The 15,299-nt window shown below is 42.8% G+C and carries 18 protein-coding genes and 1 tRNA gene; 7 read left to right on the top strand and 12 right to left on the bottom strand.

Going from position 1 to position 15,299, the window contains the following annotated elements; translation table 11 throughout:
* Nucleotide 1 precedes the first annotated feature (1 nt).
* Entirely contained in the window at nt 2-859 is an 858-nt protein-coding gene (locus tag B1s21160_RS01755; RefSeq protein ID WP_095672158.1) for an SGNH/GDSL hydrolase family protein, read from the top strand.
* Here the strand turns inward: B1s21160_RS01755 and B1s21160_RS01750 are convergent.
* Both B1s21160_RS01750 and B1s21160_RS01745 read right to left on the bottom strand, forming a co-directional pair.
* Entirely contained in the window at nt 856-1,599 is a 744-nt protein-coding gene (locus B1s21160_RS01750; RefSeq protein ID WP_095672157.1) for an SIMPL domain-containing protein, read from the bottom strand. The genes B1s21160_RS01755 and B1s21160_RS01750 overlap by 4 nt on opposite strands.
* A 9-nt stretch (nt 1,600-1,608) precedes the next feature.
* Nucleotides 1,609-2,112, bottom strand: coding sequence for a DUF3145 family protein (locus tag B1s21160_RS01745; RefSeq protein ID WP_095672156.1), 504 nt, complete (start codon nt 2,110-2,112; stop codon nt 1,609-1,611).
* A gap of 233 nt (nt 2,113-2,345) precedes the next feature.
* On the opposite strand from B1s21160_RS01745, the gene B1s21160_RS01740 reads away from it, so the two are divergent.
* Entirely contained in the window at nt 2,346-2,549 is a 204-nt protein-coding gene (locus tag B1s21160_RS01740) for a cold-shock protein (protein WP_009612185.1), read from the top strand.
* Between the two features lie 73 nt (nt 2,550-2,622).
* On the opposite strand, the gene B1s21160_RS01735 is transcribed toward B1s21160_RS01740, so the two are convergent.
* The gene (locus tag B1s21160_RS01735; RefSeq protein ID WP_095672155.1) at nt 2,623-3,216 is read right to left on the bottom strand and encodes a M23 family metallopeptidase; all 594 of its coding nucleotides are present in this window, start codon (nt 3,214-3,216) and stop codon (nt 2,623-2,625) included.
* Between the two features lie 91 nt (nt 3,217-3,307).
* Here B1s21160_RS01735 and B1s21160_RS01730 point away from each other — a divergent pair.
* A tRNA-Ile gene (locus B1s21160_RS01730) sits at nt 3,308-3,381 on the top strand.
* Nucleotide 3,382: 1 nt separating this feature from the next.
* The gene (gene mmuM, locus B1s21160_RS01725) at nt 3,383-4,225 is read left to right on the top strand and encodes a homocysteine S-methyltransferase (RefSeq protein WP_095672154.1); all 843 of its coding nucleotides are present in this window, start codon (nt 3,383-3,385) and stop codon (nt 4,223-4,225) included.
* Here the strand turns inward: mmuM and B1s21160_RS01720 are convergent, their stop codons facing one another.
* The 9 genes from B1s21160_RS01720 to B1s21160_RS01680 all read right to left on the bottom strand — a co-directional run bounded on the left by B1s21160_RS01720 (nt 4,226) and on the right by B1s21160_RS01680 (nt 12,665).
* Entirely contained in the window at nt 4,226-5,449 is a 1,224-nt protein-coding gene (locus B1s21160_RS01720) for an alpha-hydroxy acid oxidase (protein ID WP_095672153.1), read from the bottom strand.
* Nucleotides 5,450-5,456: 7 nt separating this feature from the next.
* Nucleotides 5,457-6,215: an SDR family NAD(P)-dependent oxidoreductase gene (locus tag B1s21160_RS01715; protein WP_095672152.1), complete on the bottom strand. Its 759-nt coding sequence runs from the start codon at nt 6,213-6,215 to the stop codon at nt 5,457-5,459.
* Complete coding sequence (locus B1s21160_RS01710) at nt 6,212-6,970, bottom strand: SDR family NAD(P)-dependent oxidoreductase (RefSeq protein WP_095672151.1); 759 nt, start codon at nt 6,968-6,970, stop codon at nt 6,212-6,214. The genes B1s21160_RS01715 and B1s21160_RS01710 overlap by 4 nt, the downstream gene beginning before the upstream one ends.
* The gene (locus B1s21160_RS01705; RefSeq protein ID WP_095672150.1) at nt 6,954-7,592 is read right to left on the bottom strand and encodes a bifunctional 4-hydroxy-2-oxoglutarate aldolase/2-dehydro-3-deoxy-phosphogluconate aldolase; all 639 of its coding nucleotides are present in this window, start codon (nt 7,590-7,592) and stop codon (nt 6,954-6,956) included. The genes B1s21160_RS01710 and B1s21160_RS01705 overlap by 17 nt, the downstream gene beginning before the upstream one ends.
* 9 nt (nt 7,593-7,601) lie before the next feature.
* Nucleotides 7,602-8,543 (bottom strand): sugar kinase, encoded by a 942-nt coding sequence (locus tag B1s21160_RS01700; protein ID WP_095672149.1) that lies wholly within the window; start codon nt 8,541-8,543, stop codon nt 7,602-7,604.
* Nucleotides 8,544-9,437, bottom strand: a complete 894-nt coding sequence (locus tag B1s21160_RS01695) for an SMP-30/gluconolactonase/LRE family protein (protein WP_095672148.1) — start codon at nt 9,435-9,437, stop codon at nt 8,544-8,546. It abuts the gene before it with no gap.
* Nucleotides 9,438-9,439: 2 nt separating this feature from the next.
* Nucleotides 9,440-10,357 (bottom strand): carbohydrate ABC transporter permease, encoded by a 918-nt coding sequence (locus B1s21160_RS01690; RefSeq protein ID WP_095672147.1) that lies wholly within the window; start codon nt 10,355-10,357, stop codon nt 9,440-9,442.
* Entirely contained in the window at nt 10,354-11,166 is an 813-nt protein-coding gene (locus B1s21160_RS01685) for a carbohydrate ABC transporter permease (RefSeq protein ID WP_190276969.1), read from the bottom strand. Before B1s21160_RS01685 ends, B1s21160_RS01690 begins: the two co-directional genes overlap by 4 nt.
* 221 nt (nt 11,167-11,387) lie before the next feature.
* Complete coding sequence (locus B1s21160_RS01680) at nt 11,388-12,665, bottom strand: ABC transporter substrate-binding protein (protein WP_095672145.1); 1,278 nt, start codon at nt 12,663-12,665, stop codon at nt 11,388-11,390.
* A gap of 211 nt (nt 12,666-12,876) precedes the next feature.
* Here B1s21160_RS01680 and B1s21160_RS01675 point away from each other — a divergent pair, with 211 nt between their 5' ends.
* Genes B1s21160_RS01675 through B1s21160_RS01665 form a run of 3 tightly spaced genes read left to right on the top strand, consistent with a single transcriptional unit; the run spans nt 12,877 to nt 15,299 of the window.
* On the top strand, nt 12,877-13,548 hold the full coding sequence (locus tag B1s21160_RS01675) for an RraA family protein (RefSeq protein ID WP_095672144.1): 672 nt from the start codon (nt 12,877-12,879) through the stop codon (nt 13,546-13,548).
* Complete coding sequence (locus B1s21160_RS01670; RefSeq protein WP_095672143.1) at nt 13,549-14,262, top strand: orotidine 5'-phosphate decarboxylase / HUMPS family protein; 714 nt, start codon at nt 13,549-13,551, stop codon at nt 14,260-14,262.
* Between the two features lie 2 nt (nt 14,263-14,264).
* On the top strand, nt 14,265-15,299 hold the full coding sequence (locus B1s21160_RS01665) for a zinc-binding dehydrogenase (protein ID WP_095672142.1): 1,035 nt from the start codon (nt 14,265-14,267) through the stop codon (nt 15,297-15,299).

Below are 15,299 nucleotides of genomic sequence, written 5' to 3'. Positions count from 1 at the left end.
AATGGATGCGATTAGATCTCATCCAACCTTTGTAGTCCTTGGCGACAGCGCAGCATTTGGTACTGGAGATGAAGTCAATAAAGGAAAGTTTCGTGGCTGGGCTGGATTCCTAGCAGATGCCTTTCAAGATGGCTGTGATTACTATAATTTTTCTAGGCCAGGTGCGAAATCCGCTGAAGTATTAGCGGTGCAACTACCAAAAGCGCTGCGACAAAATCCAGATATTTGTGCGGTAATTGTGGGTGGTAATGACATGCTCCGTAATGGTTTTGACCCAATTACGCTTTATAACAATCTACGCAGTTGCTGCCAACAATTACTGGCAATGGGTAGTGAAATAATCATGGTGGAGTTACATGATCCAAATAAGTTGCTTAGATTGCCAAGGTTAATGAGTAGGGTGCTCAGCAGAAGAGTTAATGCGGTAAATGCGGTCTATCGCAAAGTAGCCCTGGAGTTTGAGATCGTAACCATCAAAACTAGAGCGATAAATGATGTTCATAACCTGCGGAATTGGCATATAGATCGAATGCATCCTGGCCCTGCTGGCCATTTTATGTTGGCAAGAAATATCGCAATGCAATTACGCCAGCGCGGCTGGGCAATCTCATTGCCATATGAATTATCTGTAACTCACAAAAGTCGGGCGCAGAAGGTCAAGTGGATGCTACGTAATGGCACTCCTTGGTTCTTAAAGCGCAGCGTGGATCTTCTGCCTGCAGCCTTAATTTTGATGGCCTTTGAAATGGGGAGAATTATTTTTGAAAAAATTAATCCACATAAAAAAGCAGCAGAGCTGCCATTTCTAGCCAAAATTGAGCAAGACCCTCAAATACGCGCCCTGCTAAAAGCTAGTTAATTAGTTTTAAAACTTGCAGATAAAGTGACATTAACTGTTTTATCAATTGTTGAAACATCATAAAAGCCACCAGCTGTCCGCTCAAGTGAATCCTTAGTTGTCACCTGGGTTGGACCAGATGAGACGGAGATAAGAGAACCTACCTCACCACCAACCGCTTCCGTGATCGCCTGCGCCCTGGCCTTTGCATCCAACATGGCAGCAGCTAATAATTTTGCACGCATTTGATCTAAGGTTGAAAGGTAATAGGAAGGTCCATAATTTCCCACATTTACGCCAGTGGCAAGCAGGGAGCCAATCTCATTGCTTAGCTTTGAAACCAACTTAACATCCTTAGTTCTAACAGTTACGGTGCGATATGCCTGATAGGAAATAACTCGCCCAGTTGGATTTCCATTTATGTACTCCATCAACGGATTACTGTTAATTGGGCCAAGCTCAATTTGATCTGCAGTAACTCCACCATTTAATAGGTAACTCTTTAATGCTTCTGCGCTGGTATCAATTTTGCTAACCGATGCGGCTAAAGTTTTTTGAGATTCATTTAAATTTAAATTCCAGACTGCATTATCTGCAGTGGCATTTTCAGAGGCGGTGCCAGTAACGGTAATTGCATTACCAGCGCGAGAGGCAAGACCAGAGCCAACCTTATAAAGCCCAAGAGTAAGCCCGGAGGATAAAATTGCCGCAGCTAAAATACCGGTTGCAAATTTGATCCGATCAGAGGCTTCAAAATTCATGCACTAATCCTATCCAATATTTGAAAAGATCTCTGCAGATCCACCTGCAAGTGCTAACCGATAAGGCTCCAACTCAATCTCCCATTGATTACCCAGTGCTTTCTCAAGATCTTGCTGCAATCTCTTTTGTGAAGGTGCATTTTGAATTAACTTATTTACTTGATGTTCATTTAAAACTACATCACCATTTGATGCCAGAGATGCTTGGTGCAAACCAAGATCTGGGGTGATGCGATACAAAGTAGCATCACCATTTTTCTTGCATTTTTGGGTTATCTCAAATCTTAAGTAACGCCAGCTGATTAAAGCTTTTGCAATCTTTGCCGCCACTGGTTGGTCGCTATAAAAATCCACCTCAGTTGCTTTTGCGCCAGGTGATAGTGGCTGATTGACCCAATTTGGCTCCACTTGATAGCCAAGATTTTGATTAAGCGCCCACTCAATATGTTGAGTCAGGGCTGCCGGGGTTGAATAAATAAGTATTCGCCCAGCATAAATTGGAGATTTACTCACTAGTACCTGCCTTTAGATCACTCGGTGTGACCTTCCCCAGCCCACCAGCGCCTAATGCAGTAAGAGATTTATACATCTCTTTTCGCAATTAGCCAATAGCAGGGTAAACTTTGCAACAGTCCGACGCTTGGCAGTACCCGTTCCACTGATTGTTGATTGGGATTCGCTGTAAGAATAAAGACCGGCGCTTGTTATATTGCAAGAGTCCAACATAATCAAAGGAAAAAAGCTAAATGGCAACAGGTACAGTTAAGTGGTTCAACTCTGAAAAGGGTTTCGGTTTCATTGCAGTTGATGGTGGCGGACAAGATGTTTTTGTTCACTACTCAGCAATCCAAGGAAACGGTTACAAGTCCCTTGAAGAGGGTCAGGCAGTTACATTCGAAGTAGTCCAAGGTCCAAAAGGTCCTCAGGCTGACGCTGTAAACCCTGCATAAATAACCATTAACCTTTCGAGCAACTCTCGAAAAAGAATTAAGGCCTGCTAGAAATAGCGGGCCTTATTTTTATTTACTTCGTAGGCTCAGCTGGAATTACCGCAGGTGTTACAACTTTTGGTTTCAAATCTTTACCCATCTGCCAAGCTTGCAAATATTTAAATGGTGGCGTCTTACCTTTACTCTCTAAACCAACGCCACGTCTCACCCACCAAATACCTTTTTCAGTTGGGTATGAGATACCAAAGTGCAGATGAGGCTTAGTTCCCCGAGCACTGCCGGATGATCCAATCTCACCTAACTTTTCCCCAGTTGTAACTCGATAGCCGGGCACAATATTTGCTTCAATTTTAGAAAGATGGCTTCCATAATATCTAAGGCCATCATCACCAATGATTGAGATTGATAGGCCGCCGCGATCTGCGCCAAGATTTGTTTTACCACTCCACTTGTCAACACTGTTTACCTCATCTATTACACCTGCAATGGGTGAGACAAATGCGCAACCTTTTTTACCAAAAATATCTGCGGCCGGATAATCATGATGGTATTTGGTATAGGTAACGGTGCAGCCGGCAACTGGAAAGGTATAGATAGGGGCAGCGGTGGCTGGTTGAGTTGATAGAAATAGAAAAATGACAGAGATAAATACTGCTCTAGTTTTCATACTTTTTATTATCCTGTGTGAGCATGTGAATATTGCCAATTAATGCTTAGTGTTGGGATAGATGTAAGGTATGACACTCACCTCCTTATTAGGGGCGGTAGCTCAGTTGGTTAGAGCCCCGGACTCATAATCCGGTCGTCGTAGGTTCGAGCCCTACCCGCCCCACATGATTAAATTAGATGGAGGGCTCTCAACAGCATTAGAAAATAATGGCAATAAATTAACAACCTCACTTTGGACAGGTGAGTTGATTAGATCAAATCCTGCGCAAATAACCAAGGCGCACTTAGATTTTATAAATGCTGGGGCGCAAATCATTATTACCTCCTCCTACCAACTCTCCTACCCTGGGTGTAGTGCACGTGGTTGGAGTGAGCAAGAAACTGATCAGGCTCTAATTACCTCAACCAAATTAGCAAAAGTTGCAGCTACTCAAAGTGGCAAGAGTGTGAAGGTGGCAGCATCGGTTGGTCCATACGGAGCATCCCTTGCAGATGGCTCTGAGTACAAAGGTAATTACGGTGTTAGTAAATCAGTATTAAAAGATTTTCATTCCAGACGTCTTGAGTTATTAATCTCAACCTCACCAGATTACTTAGCACTTGAAACCATGCCAGACACCTTTGAAGTTGAGATTTTATTAGAGCTATTAAAGGATTGCCCAATCCCATTTTGGATCTCCTACTCCTGCAGGCAGGGTAATCAAACAAATGGTGGGCAAAGCTTTCAAGCAGCGGTTGATCTAGCAAAGGAGGCAATGGCGGTGGGTATTAATTGCACTAGGCCCGAGTTGATTACAGATCTATTGCGCTCTGCTTCATCATCTAAACCTTTTATTGTCTATCCCAACTCGGGCAGAGTTTGGGATGCAAAACATAAAGTGTGGACAGGAAGTGGTTCTGCTGGGTTTAGCGATCAATTAATAAGTGAATGGGTTGGTGCCGGGGCCCAAATTATTGGTGGTTGCTGCGGTATCAGTGCTGCTGAGATCGCAGATTTGAGTATTTAACTAGGAGTTACGCAACCTTGCGCCAGTTTTTTGCACCTCAGCAATATTTCTAGCTCCAGTTAGCGCCATGGTATTTATAAAATCTCGCTTCATAATCTCAATCACTCTTTCAACACCTAATTCTCCTCCTGCCATAATTCCATATAGATAGGCACGTCCAATAAATACAGCCTTCGCTCCCATTGCAACTGCAGCATATGCATCTTGACCTGATAGGACAGCACCGTCGATATAAACATCAGCTTTCTTACCAATCGCTTTCACTACCTCTGGTAGTAACTCAAGGGGTACTGGCCCTTTTTCTAACTGCCTCCCACCATGGTTTGAAAGAATAATTCCATCTACTCCCATTTTTGCAAGCCGTTTTGCATCCTCTAAATTCTGAACACCTTTCACAATAATTGGGCCACCCCATACCGATTGCAGCCACTTAAGATCCTCGAACTTAGTCGCTGGATCAAATATTGCCGCTGCTAACTCAACAAGTGTCTTATTCCAACCCCTAAAGGCTGCAAACTCTAGTTTTTTGGTAGTAAACAAATTCAGCCACCAAATAGGTTTTCTTGCTATTGCAAAAACTGTGCTCAATCTTATTCGCGGCGGAATAGTTAGACCATTTTTCATATCTCGGATGCGAATGCCACTGACTGGCGTATCGACGGTGAGAATTAATGCTTCAAAGCCAGAGTCTTTTGCCTGTTTAATAACTGACAAACTATCTTTACGATTTTGCATCACATAAAGCTGAAACCATCGACGTGCCTGGGGCACCTGATCTGCTAATTCCTTAGGTGAGGTAGTTCCCATAGTGGAAAGTGAATAAATTAAATTATTTTTTGCTGCTACATTTGCAACTGCTGGTTCACCAACGTGATACATGAATCTGGTGTAGCCAGTGGGTGAAAATAGAATTGGAAGATCTACTTTTTGACCAAATATTTCAATTGATGGATCTATCTTTGAAACATCCCGAAGTGCGTGAGCTGTAAATTCAACTCGATCAAAAGCTGCTTGAGATCGGGAGTAGCTAACCTCATCTAAGGCTGATCCTTCTACATAATCAAAGACCACTTTTGGAACTCTCTTTTTTGCAATTTTTGCTAAATCACTAATCGTCATAGCTCTAGTAATCCTGGTTCTATTTCTATGAATTGATGGAATCTTCCAATCAATCAAAGAGACCAAATGCGGAAGATCGGGAAATCTACGTTTAGATTTGATCATTTATTGCTTATGCATACCGGGCGTGTAAAGCGCCATCAACCATCAAGTCGGCTCCAGTTATAAAAGATGCATCCTTTGACAGGGTAAATAAAATAACATTTGCGATCTCCTCCGGTGAACCAAATCTGGCATTTGGAGCAACTGATAGTGCATGAGCTTTTTCATCAGGAAATTTCTCCATATAACTTTTTAAAAGCGGAGTTGCAGTTGTGCCAGGTGATACTGAATTCACTCGAATTCCGTACTTTCCTTCATCTAGTGCTAAGTTTCTAGACAATCCAATTATTCCACCTTTAGCGGCAGAGTAAGGGAAGAAATTTGGTCTAGACATTCGGCCATGAATTGATGAAATATTTACAATTGAGCCGTACTTCTTTTCTCTCATGTCAGGCAGGCACAGCTTTGCGAGGTACCAACTTGATTTAAGATCAAGAGCAAAAAAATCATTCCACTCCTCATCTTTGTACTCAACCGCATCGGCATATGAGTTACGGCCAGCATTAGATACTGCAACTGTGACTGGACCAAAGGTTGAAACTAATTTGTCATAACCTGTTTTAAAGGTTTCAAACTTGGAAACATCTGCCTTTGTATATTGGACCTGATGCCCTTCTTTTGTTAATTTTTCAACCAAAGCATTGGCTTTCGCATCATCAATATCAACAAAAGATACTTTGGCGCCCTCTTTGGCGCCGCCAATTACTAATGCCTCACCAATTCCAGCTGCTCCGCCGGTAACAAATAAATGCTCCCCTTTTAATATCATGCTGACCTTGCTCCTAATCCACCATCAACTGCCCAGTCAGAACCACTTACATATGTAGATTTATCGGAGAGTAAGAATGTGACAACCTTTGCTACCTCACTTGGTTGACCAATTCTGCCAAGTGGTTGAATAGAGTTTGCGCGCTCTGCTCTACCCACCTCAGCGTTAAGGTAATTCTTCGTTAGATCGGTGAGGATATAACCAGGTGAAACTGCATTAACTCTTATCTCATGCTTTCCTTCATCTAAGGCTAAGTTTCTAGTTAAGCCGAGAACTGCAGATTTTGCTGCGCCGTAAGGAAAAAATCCAGGATAAGTAAGCCGGCCATGAATAGAACAAATATTTACAATCGAGCCACTCTTTGCCTTTCGCATTGCAGGCAAGGCTAACTTTGCAGTTAACCAGACTGGCTTCATGTCAATTGCAAAAAAATCATCCCATTGCTTATCAGTCATAGTTACTGGGTCTGCATGTGAATTGACCCCAGCGTTATTAACTACGCCAGTTACATCCCCAAATTTTGCTACGACTTGTTCAAATGCAGATTTTAACTGTTCAAAGCTGGCAACATCTGCTTTTACAAATGCCACTTGCTTACCTGTTGCACTTAATTCAGCAGCAAGTTTTTCACCTACTGCTACATCAATATCAATGAATGAAACTTTGGCACCCTCTGCGGCAGCATCCCTAACAATTGCTTCACCAATTCCCTTGGCGCCGCCTGTTACGAAGATATGTTTATTGGCTAACTTCATGTTTATAAACTACCTTACTAGCTTGCTCAATTGCAGTGCGGAAAGCCAAAACATTTCTACTTACCCCACTTACACCGTCTTTGGTTAATGGCCCACCTAAACCAACCAGATCCGCTCCAGCTGCAAACCACTTTGGAATTGATTCCAGAGTAATCCCAGCAGTTGGGCACCAGCGATTATTTGGAAATGGCTCTCTGATCGACTTTAAATGATCAGGACCTAATACTGATGCTGGAAATAATTTCAAAATATCAGCCCCAGCATCAACTGCAATCCCGACCTCAGTAGGGGTTGAAACCCCTGGCATTGATGCCAATTTCAATTTCTTAGTTGCTTGGATTACATCCTCATTAGTATCCGGAGAGACAATAAATTTTGCGCCAACCTCTGCCACTTTTTTTACATCTTTTACGGTTCTAACAGTCCCAGCACCAACTAATAGCTGCTTATTTTTCACCAAAGATTTAATGATCTTTAAAGCACCTGGGGTAGTTAGGGTGATCTCAATTGCCTTAACACCTGCTGCCACCAAAGCATCAGCCATCTCTTGACCTTCTTTTTGAGAATTACACCTGACCAAACTCATCATCTTCTCTGTGAGCAAGAAATCAACTGTCTTCAAAATTAACCCCTAAACCTTTTTTGATAACTCATCTGAAATTAATCCAGCGCTACCTGTTGGCATGCCAGTCCAGTCCCCAAACATACTTGCAACTAGCGCCCCACAGATACTTCCCTGTTTGAGGGCATCACTTGGTGCTAAGCCACTTAATAATCCAGCGATGCTGCCACCGGTAAAGGCATCTCCAGAACCAACTGGATCAACTGCAACCACCTTTGGGGGTGTGATTTCATCATATTGACCATCGATGGAGTAACGCATTACCTGATCACCTTTTGTCATTACCGCGATTTTACAGCCACGTTTATTCATCTGTGCAAGTACTCGCTTTGCATCACTATCGCCAAAGACGACTTTGAACTCATCTTCTCCACCAATTAATAATTCAACATTCTCTGCAATTGGTGCCAAGGTTGCACTTGCTTGAGATTCACTCCAAAGTTTTCGCCTAATATTCAAATCAAAACTAGCTTTAACTCCTAATTCACGTGCTGTCTTTAATGCATGCTTTACAGTTTTCTCACCACTTTGTGAGATCGCACAGGTAATACCAGTGGTGTGCAACCACTTGGCGGATGATATGTAGGAATCTAAAATATCTGCTGGTTCAATGGTGGATGCGGCTGAGCCTTTTCTTAAATAACTTATCTCAACTGCTTGGGATTTACCAGAGTTTCGCACCATGGCACCGGTGAAAGAATCAACTCGCTTAACTAATGAGGTATCAACACCCTCTGCCTCAATATCAGCCAGCATTACTGAGCCCAATTGATCATTTCCAAATCTTGAGAAAAATTGAGCTTTTAAACCCAATCTGGAAAGTGCAACTGCAACATTTACCTCAGCCCCTGCGGTAACCCGTTCATACTTGGTTGCGCTCATTACCGAATCAGTATCACTTGAGATAAAAACAGAGAGTGCCTCACCAAAGGTGAATAAGTCTGTGCCCAATTAGGCACCAAATAAGTTTGTTTTTTTACCCACTACCCCAGGGGTGGCAATAAATGTCATACCTGCTTGTGGAAACGCATCTAAATCAACCTGTTCTCCTGGGTTTCCAACGGCTGAGGTAATAATTAGTTGATCAAGCTTTTCTCCCGCAAATACACAGGAGGTAATTTTCTGAGTGGGTAATTTTATTTCCTCAAGTTGCTTACCAGTTTTACCATCAAAGCATCTGACACAAGAGCCTAACCAAAATGCTACCCAAAGATTATCGTTCGCATCTGAGCACATTCCATCTGGATATCCCATACCCTCTGTTACCTGTACCAATGGCCTTCTATTTGAAATTTCACCATTGAGATAATCAAATTGATCAACCCGCAGCGTTAAAGTGTCAATATAAAACATTCTGCTTTTATCTACTGACCAATCCATACCATTTGATATACCAACTGAACCAAATAACTTTGTTAGCTTTTTGCCATCTTTGCTTAAACGATAAAGCGCTCCCTGATCACTTTGATTTTCATATGCCATTGAGCCAAGAAAGAGATCTCCATCTGGTGAAACTTTGGCATCATTCCAGCGAATTACCCCTGCATAGTTATCACCATCTACATCTGCCCGAGTTGGTAATTTGCGAATTACTCCATCTGCATCTCGCAGCACCGGACCGTTAGCGGTTCCTAAAATATCACCGCCCACACTTCTTGGAATTTGAAAGCCAATATGTTCATCGGCAAGGTACTCACTACTTTGTCCAGTGAGTAAATCCTTTGACCTAACCGCTTTGCCATAGATGTCACACCACTGAACCTGATTGTTATTTTTGCCAGTGGCAGTTGGACCCTCACCCAATTGATTGCATCTAGAATCAAATACTTCAACTGCGATCGCCATGCTTATCCTTTCAAGGAGCCAGAGAGTAATCCTCGTAGAAAGTAACGTCCTAGGAAGATATAAACAATAAGTGTTGGTAGTGAAACGATTAATGAAGCGGTCATATTTACACCGTAATAAACCTGATTTGAGGAGCCGGTAATAAAATTAAGCGCTGTAGTTGCCACAGAAAGCTTGGGAGAACCGCCAGTTAAGAAGATGGCAAAGAGGAAGTCATTCCATGCTGAGGTGAATTGCCAGATTAAGACCACCACAAATGCTGGTATTGATAGTGGCAAAATAATTGAGCGATAAATTCTTACCATCGAGGCTTTATCTACCCGGCCAGCCTCAATTAACTCATTTGGAATAGCTTCATAGTAATTGCGGAAAATCAGCGTACAGATTGGAATTCCGTAAATAACGTGCGCAAAGACTAAGACATAGATAGATTTGTTTATGCCCACCTCAGTTGCCACCCTTACCAACGGAATCATGATCGCCTGATAGGGAATAAACATTCCAAAAAGGAATAGTGTAAAAATAAAGTTTGATCCCTTAAATTTCCATTTGGCAAAAACATAGCCATTAATTGAGCCAATCACCGCCGAGATTATTGATGATTGAATTACAAACAATAAGGTCCTTGTCATTGACTCCGATATTGATTGTGGGAAGTAATCAGTTCCACTCCAAGCCACCGACCAAGCTGAAAAATCCAATTTCTCTGGCAATTTAAAGGCGTTGATCAAATAAACATTTTTTACACCTTTTAGTGAGTTAATTACCATCACATAGATAGGCATTACGATTAAGAACCAAATAAAGGTAAGTGATACGTATCGGAAAATCAGCCAAAACTTCTCTTTTCCGGTTCGCTTGCGCTTTGAGTTGCGCACACCATGCTTAGTGGTGATTAAATCGACTATATCTTTACTCATTGACGGTACGCCTGTTGCTTGTTGTTATATCGAAGATATGGGATCACTACTATTGCAATTAAGACCAGCAACACAATTGCAATCGCAGTTCCTTTGGCATAATCACGGGCATCAAAGGTTGCCTCCCACATATAAACCGCTACTACCTGAGTTACGTAGGACTTTCCATTAATGCCAATAATCAGATCAAATGCCTTCAAAGATATGTGGCCTAAAATAATAAGTACCGTCAATAATGTGGGTGTTAATTGAGGGAACAATACGTAGCGATATATCTGTGATTCAGAGGCGCCATCAACTCGAGCTGCCTCTCGCATATCATCTGGAATACCGCGAAAACCAGCTAGAAAAAGAGCTAGAACATAACCAGACATCTGCCAGATGGCAGGAAGTGCCATCGCATACATTGCCCCTCGCTCTGATACATACCAATCATTTTGTAAAAAGCCTAAACCCATCTTCTGTAAGGCAAGATTTAAACCACCCGCCTCTTCATCCCTGGCGGAGTTAAGTATCCAGTTGAACACTGTTCCCATCGCAATAAATGAGATTGCCATTGGGTATAAGTAAAAAGAGCGGAAGAAACCCTCACCCTTTATCCCTTTTTCAAGTAAAAGGGCCATAATAAAACCAGTTACCAAAGTTCCTAAAATAAATACTATTGTGAATTTAACTAGATTGCTCAAAGAGTGCGTGAAGCGGTCATCACTAATCAAATCGGTGTAATTTTTTAGTCCAACATACTTAATTTCTTTGACACGACCTGAGTTTTGATCGGTTAGTGAGACATTTATTGACCAAATAATCATTCCGTAGACGAAAATTAATACGGTAATTATTGAGGGTAGTACAAATAATAAACCACCGATACGAGTCCGAAGGGGGTAGCGATTAGTATTTGATTTAGCCACCTAATCCTCCCCTGACCTAAAAGTTAGCAGTTGGTGGAGCCTAGCGAATTAGCCTTAAATTAGAAAACTTTGGTGGGCAATTAACTTGCCCACCAAAGTTATTTACTTCTTTATTGCTATTAAGCCTTGCCAGCTTCGTAAGCTGCAGCAAGATCCTTAGCAAGTCCGGCGTTATCTTTTGATCCGCCTGAGAAGTACTTACCAACAGCTGCGTTGTACTTAGCCATCAGTGCGTTATTTCCCATTACGCCGTGGACAGTTGAACCGACTAAGCGATCCTTTGACCAATCAGCAGAAGCAGATTTTAGATAATCATCGTATTTGGATAGATCAGCATCAGTACGTGCTGAAATTGATCCCTTCTTTGGATTAAATGCATCCTGTCCAGCTTGTGATCCACAAACCTTCAACCATGCAATTGCAGCGTTGCGGTGTGGTGCACCAACTGGAAGTGTGAATGAATCTGATAGCCATTGGTATGTACCAACAGTTCCTGGAGCTGCTGCGAATGTGTAGTCAGTTCCAAGCTTTAGACCATCTGATTGCCACTGTGCTGAAGCCCAGTCACCCATGATAAAGAATCCAGCTTTACCGGAAGTTACTAACTTTCCAGCATCTGGCCAATCAAGGTTTCCTGCTCCCTTATTTCCATAAGAAAGTGCCTTCTGGAAGTTCTTAAGTCCGGCAGCAACCTCAGGGCCTGTCCAAGAAGTTGATCCGTTGTATAGACCTTCAAACTTATCTGCACCCATTGATGCAAGAAGCATCCAGTCAAGAAGGTGAGCAATCGCCCAGTCTCCCTTTCCTGCAAGTGCTAGACCAGTTACGCCAGCTTTCTTAAACTTCTCAAGGTCAGCAAAGAACTCATCTAGAGTCTCAGGTGCTTTTGTGACGCCAGCTTTTGTTGCAGTTGCTGGATTCCACCAAAGAACATTTGCTCTGTGAATGTTTACTGGGACTGAATAAATTTTTCCGTCAACAGTAAGAGTTTTGATCAAATCAGATGGGAATATTTTGTCCCAACCCTCTGATGCGTACAAAGAGGTTAGATCCTCTAACTGTCCGCCTCTTACATAACCATCAAGCTCCATACCAGCGTGTGCTTGGAATGAATCTGGTGGCTCATTAGCATCTAAACGGCTTTGTAGTACAGCCTTAGCGTTTACACCAGCACCACCAGCAACAGCAGCGTTAATAAACTCTGTGTTTGGATTCTCTGCTGAGTAAACGTCAATCATTCCTTGTAGGCCAGCAGCTTCGCCACCAGATGCCCACCAGGTAAAGATTTCAAACTCTGTGTCTTCATTCGCTGCTTCATCAGATGATGATGAACAACCAGTTACCGCAAGGGCAATAGCTGCTGCAGCTGCAACAAGACGAAATGAACTTCTACGCATTCATTTCTCCTTTTCTATATAGAATGGCACAACGAGATTCGTCGAACCTGAGCCAATCCTTACTACTGCATGAGAAGCAGTCAACAAAGGCATGCTAACAATGCTTTAATAATCATCACTTTATCTGATTGTTATAAATTCCCACGCCCAATGCCTCAAGTAATGGTTAAGGGTCTGTTGGATCACCAGTGCAGCCTCTAATCTTTGGGGTGTGAGTAGCAAAAATTATGATCTGCAAAAACTCTCCACCATTTTCACCGCAGCCTTAGCCTCTGATTGTTTAGACCACATGGGATTGCGCAATCAAGTTTTAAAATCTGATATTCAAATGATCTCAGGTGATGGCGTGATGATGGGGTATGCGTTTCCAGTAAGAGTTGAGGCGGTTTTTGCTTCCCCTGATGTGCCATATGTGGGATTACTTAAAGCACTAGATGCAGTTGGCAGAGATCAAGTTTATGTAACACCATCTAATCGAAATAATGGTGGTGATCATCCGGCAGCATTTTGGGGTGAGTTACTTTCAACCGCGTGCAAACATAAGGGTGTGGCAGGTGCGTTAACTGATGGACCGGTAAGGGACACCACCAGAATGCAGGCCTTAGGTTTTAAAGTTTTTGGTGTGCAAACTTCCCCCCTTGATATTAACTCTAGGTATGAGGTGGTTGAACATAATGTGCCAGCGGTTATTGATGGCGTAAGAATTAATCCTGGTGATTTAATTGTTGGTGATATTGATGGCGTGGTAATTGTGCCAAAGGGTGCAATTGATGAGGTGATTGCCAGAGTGGAGGAGAAAAACTCTGGGGAGAGTTTATTTAGAAAAGCTGTCAAAGAAGGAATGCCACCTAGTGAGGCCTTTGCTAAGTATGGAGTGTTGTAGGTGAAACCAATTGTGCAGGTCTCACTTGATTTAATCGATATCAAAGAGGCGATGGAGATGGCGCACACTGCGATGCGCGCTGGTGTTGATTGGTTAGAAGCAGGCACGCCATTTATATTGGCGGAAGGATTACATGGTGTACGCGCACTTAGAAAAGAGTTTCCAAATATCCCAGTGGTAGCGGATTTAAAAACTATGGATGGTGGCTATCTGGAGGCGGAAATGATGGCAAAGGCTGGCGCTACTCATGTTGTGGTTATGGCAAGAGCGCATCCTGAAACAATTAAAGTTGTTGTTAAAGCGGGCGCGGATTACGGAATTACTGTGATGGGCGATAACTTAGGTTGTGACGATATGGTTGCAGGTGCAAGACAACTTGAAGATTTAGGTTGCCAGATGATCATTCACCATATTGGATATGACGAGCGACGCGGCATTGCTGCAAGTGGCAAGGTTGCACCAAATCCACTTGATCAATTAAAAGCCGTAGTCGATGCGGTTGGTATTCCAGTGCAAGCAGTTGGTGGCTTATCACTTGAACAAGCAATTGCTTGCCCTTCATATGGCGCCCCATTGGTAGTAATTGGCGCACCACTTGCCATTGATGCTGACTCTTTTTCAAGGGGTGCTGGAAATGTGGAAGAGGTTCTTAGAAAAATTTGTGAAAAGGTTCATGCATATGGTGATATCCCAATTACACCAAGAGTGAGGTAAAAATGAAATCAATCGGAGTTGTTAATTTCTCCTCCAAGCCAGGCAGTGTTGAGCTGCAAGAGATTGATTACCCAAGCTTTGGTGATGATGATGTGATTATGCAGGTAGAGGCGGTAAGTGTTTGTGGCTCCGATTTACATCAGTGGCATGGCACTAATTCTTGGGCAGTAAATTACCCAGTTGTCTTAGGACATGAGTTTTGTGGAGTTATAAAAGAGTTAGGGAAAAATGTTAAATCAGTAGGTAAGTGGAGGGTTGGTGATCGCGTAGTAACTGAGACTGCTGCGGTAATTGATACTGAATCACCGCTTAGTAGAGAGGGAAAGTACAACTTAGATCCCACACGAAAAGGCTTTGGTTATGGCGTAAACGGCGGTATGACTAGATATGCCAAGGTTGCATCCCGATTACTTCATAAGATTCCAGAAAATATCTCATTTGAATACGCTGCTATGACTGAGCCATGTGCGGTGGCGTACAGCGCAACTATTGCGCCCGGTTTTGTTAGACCAGGGGATCGAATTGTGGTTTATGGCCCGGGACCAATTGGAGTTCTCTGTGTTGCAATGGCGCGGCTTGCCGGCGCTGAGGTGGCGTTGGTTGGTTTAGAAAAGGATCGGAATCGATTAAATATTGCAAAAACTTATGGTTGTGAGGTAATTATTGGTGACGCCAAAGAATGGGCAATGGCGGCAGATGGTTTGGGTGCAGATGGTGTGGTTGATGCCGCCGGTGTAAGTGCTTCCTTAAAAAATGCTCTTGAAGTAATCCGCCCAAATGGATGGATTTCAAAGGTTGGCTGGGGGCCACAGCCACTTGATTTCTCAATGGATCCTTTGGTTGCAAAAAATGTGACATTGCGTGGAAGTTTTTCACATAACTGGCCAATGTGGGAGCGGGTGCTTCGATTGCTGGAGAGTGGTTCGTTAGATCTAAAGCCAGTGTTAGGTGGAGTATTTCCAATAAAAGATTGGAAAACTGCATTTGAAAAGATGCAATCTGGTGAGATTTTAAAATCAGTAATTAGGCCGGAGTAA

This window comes from Candidatus Nanopelagicus hibericus, from assembly GCF_002288005.1.
GTDB lineage: Bacteria > Actinomycetota > Actinomycetes > Nanopelagicales > Nanopelagicaceae > Nanopelagicus > Nanopelagicus hibericus.
Note: the sequence above shows the minus strand (reverse complement) of the source record. Positions and strands in the feature narration are given on the sequence as shown.

Coding starts and splice junctions, on each gene's coding strand:
- B1s21160_RS01750 (WP_095672157.1), bottom strand. CDS start 1,599: ATGAATTTTGAAGCCTCTGATCGGATCAAATTTGCAACCGGTATTTTA.
- B1s21160_RS01715 (WP_095672152.1), bottom strand. CDS start 6,215: ATGATATTAAAAGGGGAGCATTTATTTGTTACCGGCGGAGCAGCTGGA.
- B1s21160_RS01695 (WP_095672148.1), bottom strand. CDS start 9,437: ATGGCGATCGCAGTTGAAGTATTTGATTCTAGATGCAATCAATTGGGT.
- B1s21160_RS01680 (WP_095672145.1), bottom strand. CDS start 12,665: ATGCGTAGAAGTTCATTTCGTCTTGTTGCAGCTGCAGCAGCTATTGCC.
- B1s21160_RS01740 (WP_009612185.1), top strand. CDS start 2,346: ATGGCAACAGGTACAGTTAAGTGGTTCAACTCTGAAAAGGGTTTCGGT.
- B1s21160_RS01735 (WP_095672155.1), bottom strand. CDS start 3,216: ATGAAAACTAGAGCAGTATTTATCTCTGTCATTTTTCTATTTCTATCA.
- B1s21160_RS01720 (WP_095672153.1), bottom strand. CDS start 5,449: ATGATCAAATCTAAACGTAGATTTCCCGATCTTCCGCATTTGGTCTCT.
- B1s21160_RS01665 (WP_095672142.1), top strand. CDS start 14,265: ATGAAATCAATCGGAGTTGTTAATTTCTCCTCCAAGCCAGGCAGTGTT.
- B1s21160_RS01690 (WP_095672147.1), bottom strand. CDS start 10,357: ATGAGTAAAGATATAGTCGATTTAATCACCACTAAGCATGGTGTGCGC.
- mmuM (WP_095672154.1), top strand. CDS start 3,383: ATGATTAAATTAGATGGAGGGCTCTCAACAGCATTAGAAAATAATGGC.
- B1s21160_RS01755 (WP_095672158.1), top strand. CDS start 2: ATGGATGCGATTAGATCTCATCCAACCTTTGTAGTCCTTGGCGACAGC.
- B1s21160_RS01710 (WP_095672151.1), bottom strand. CDS start 6,970: ATGAAGTTAGCCAATAAACATATCTTCGTAACAGGCGGCGCCAAGGGA.
- B1s21160_RS01685 (WP_190276969.1), bottom strand. CDS start 11,166: ATGATTATTTGGTCAATAAATGTCTCACTAACCGATCAAAACTCAGGT.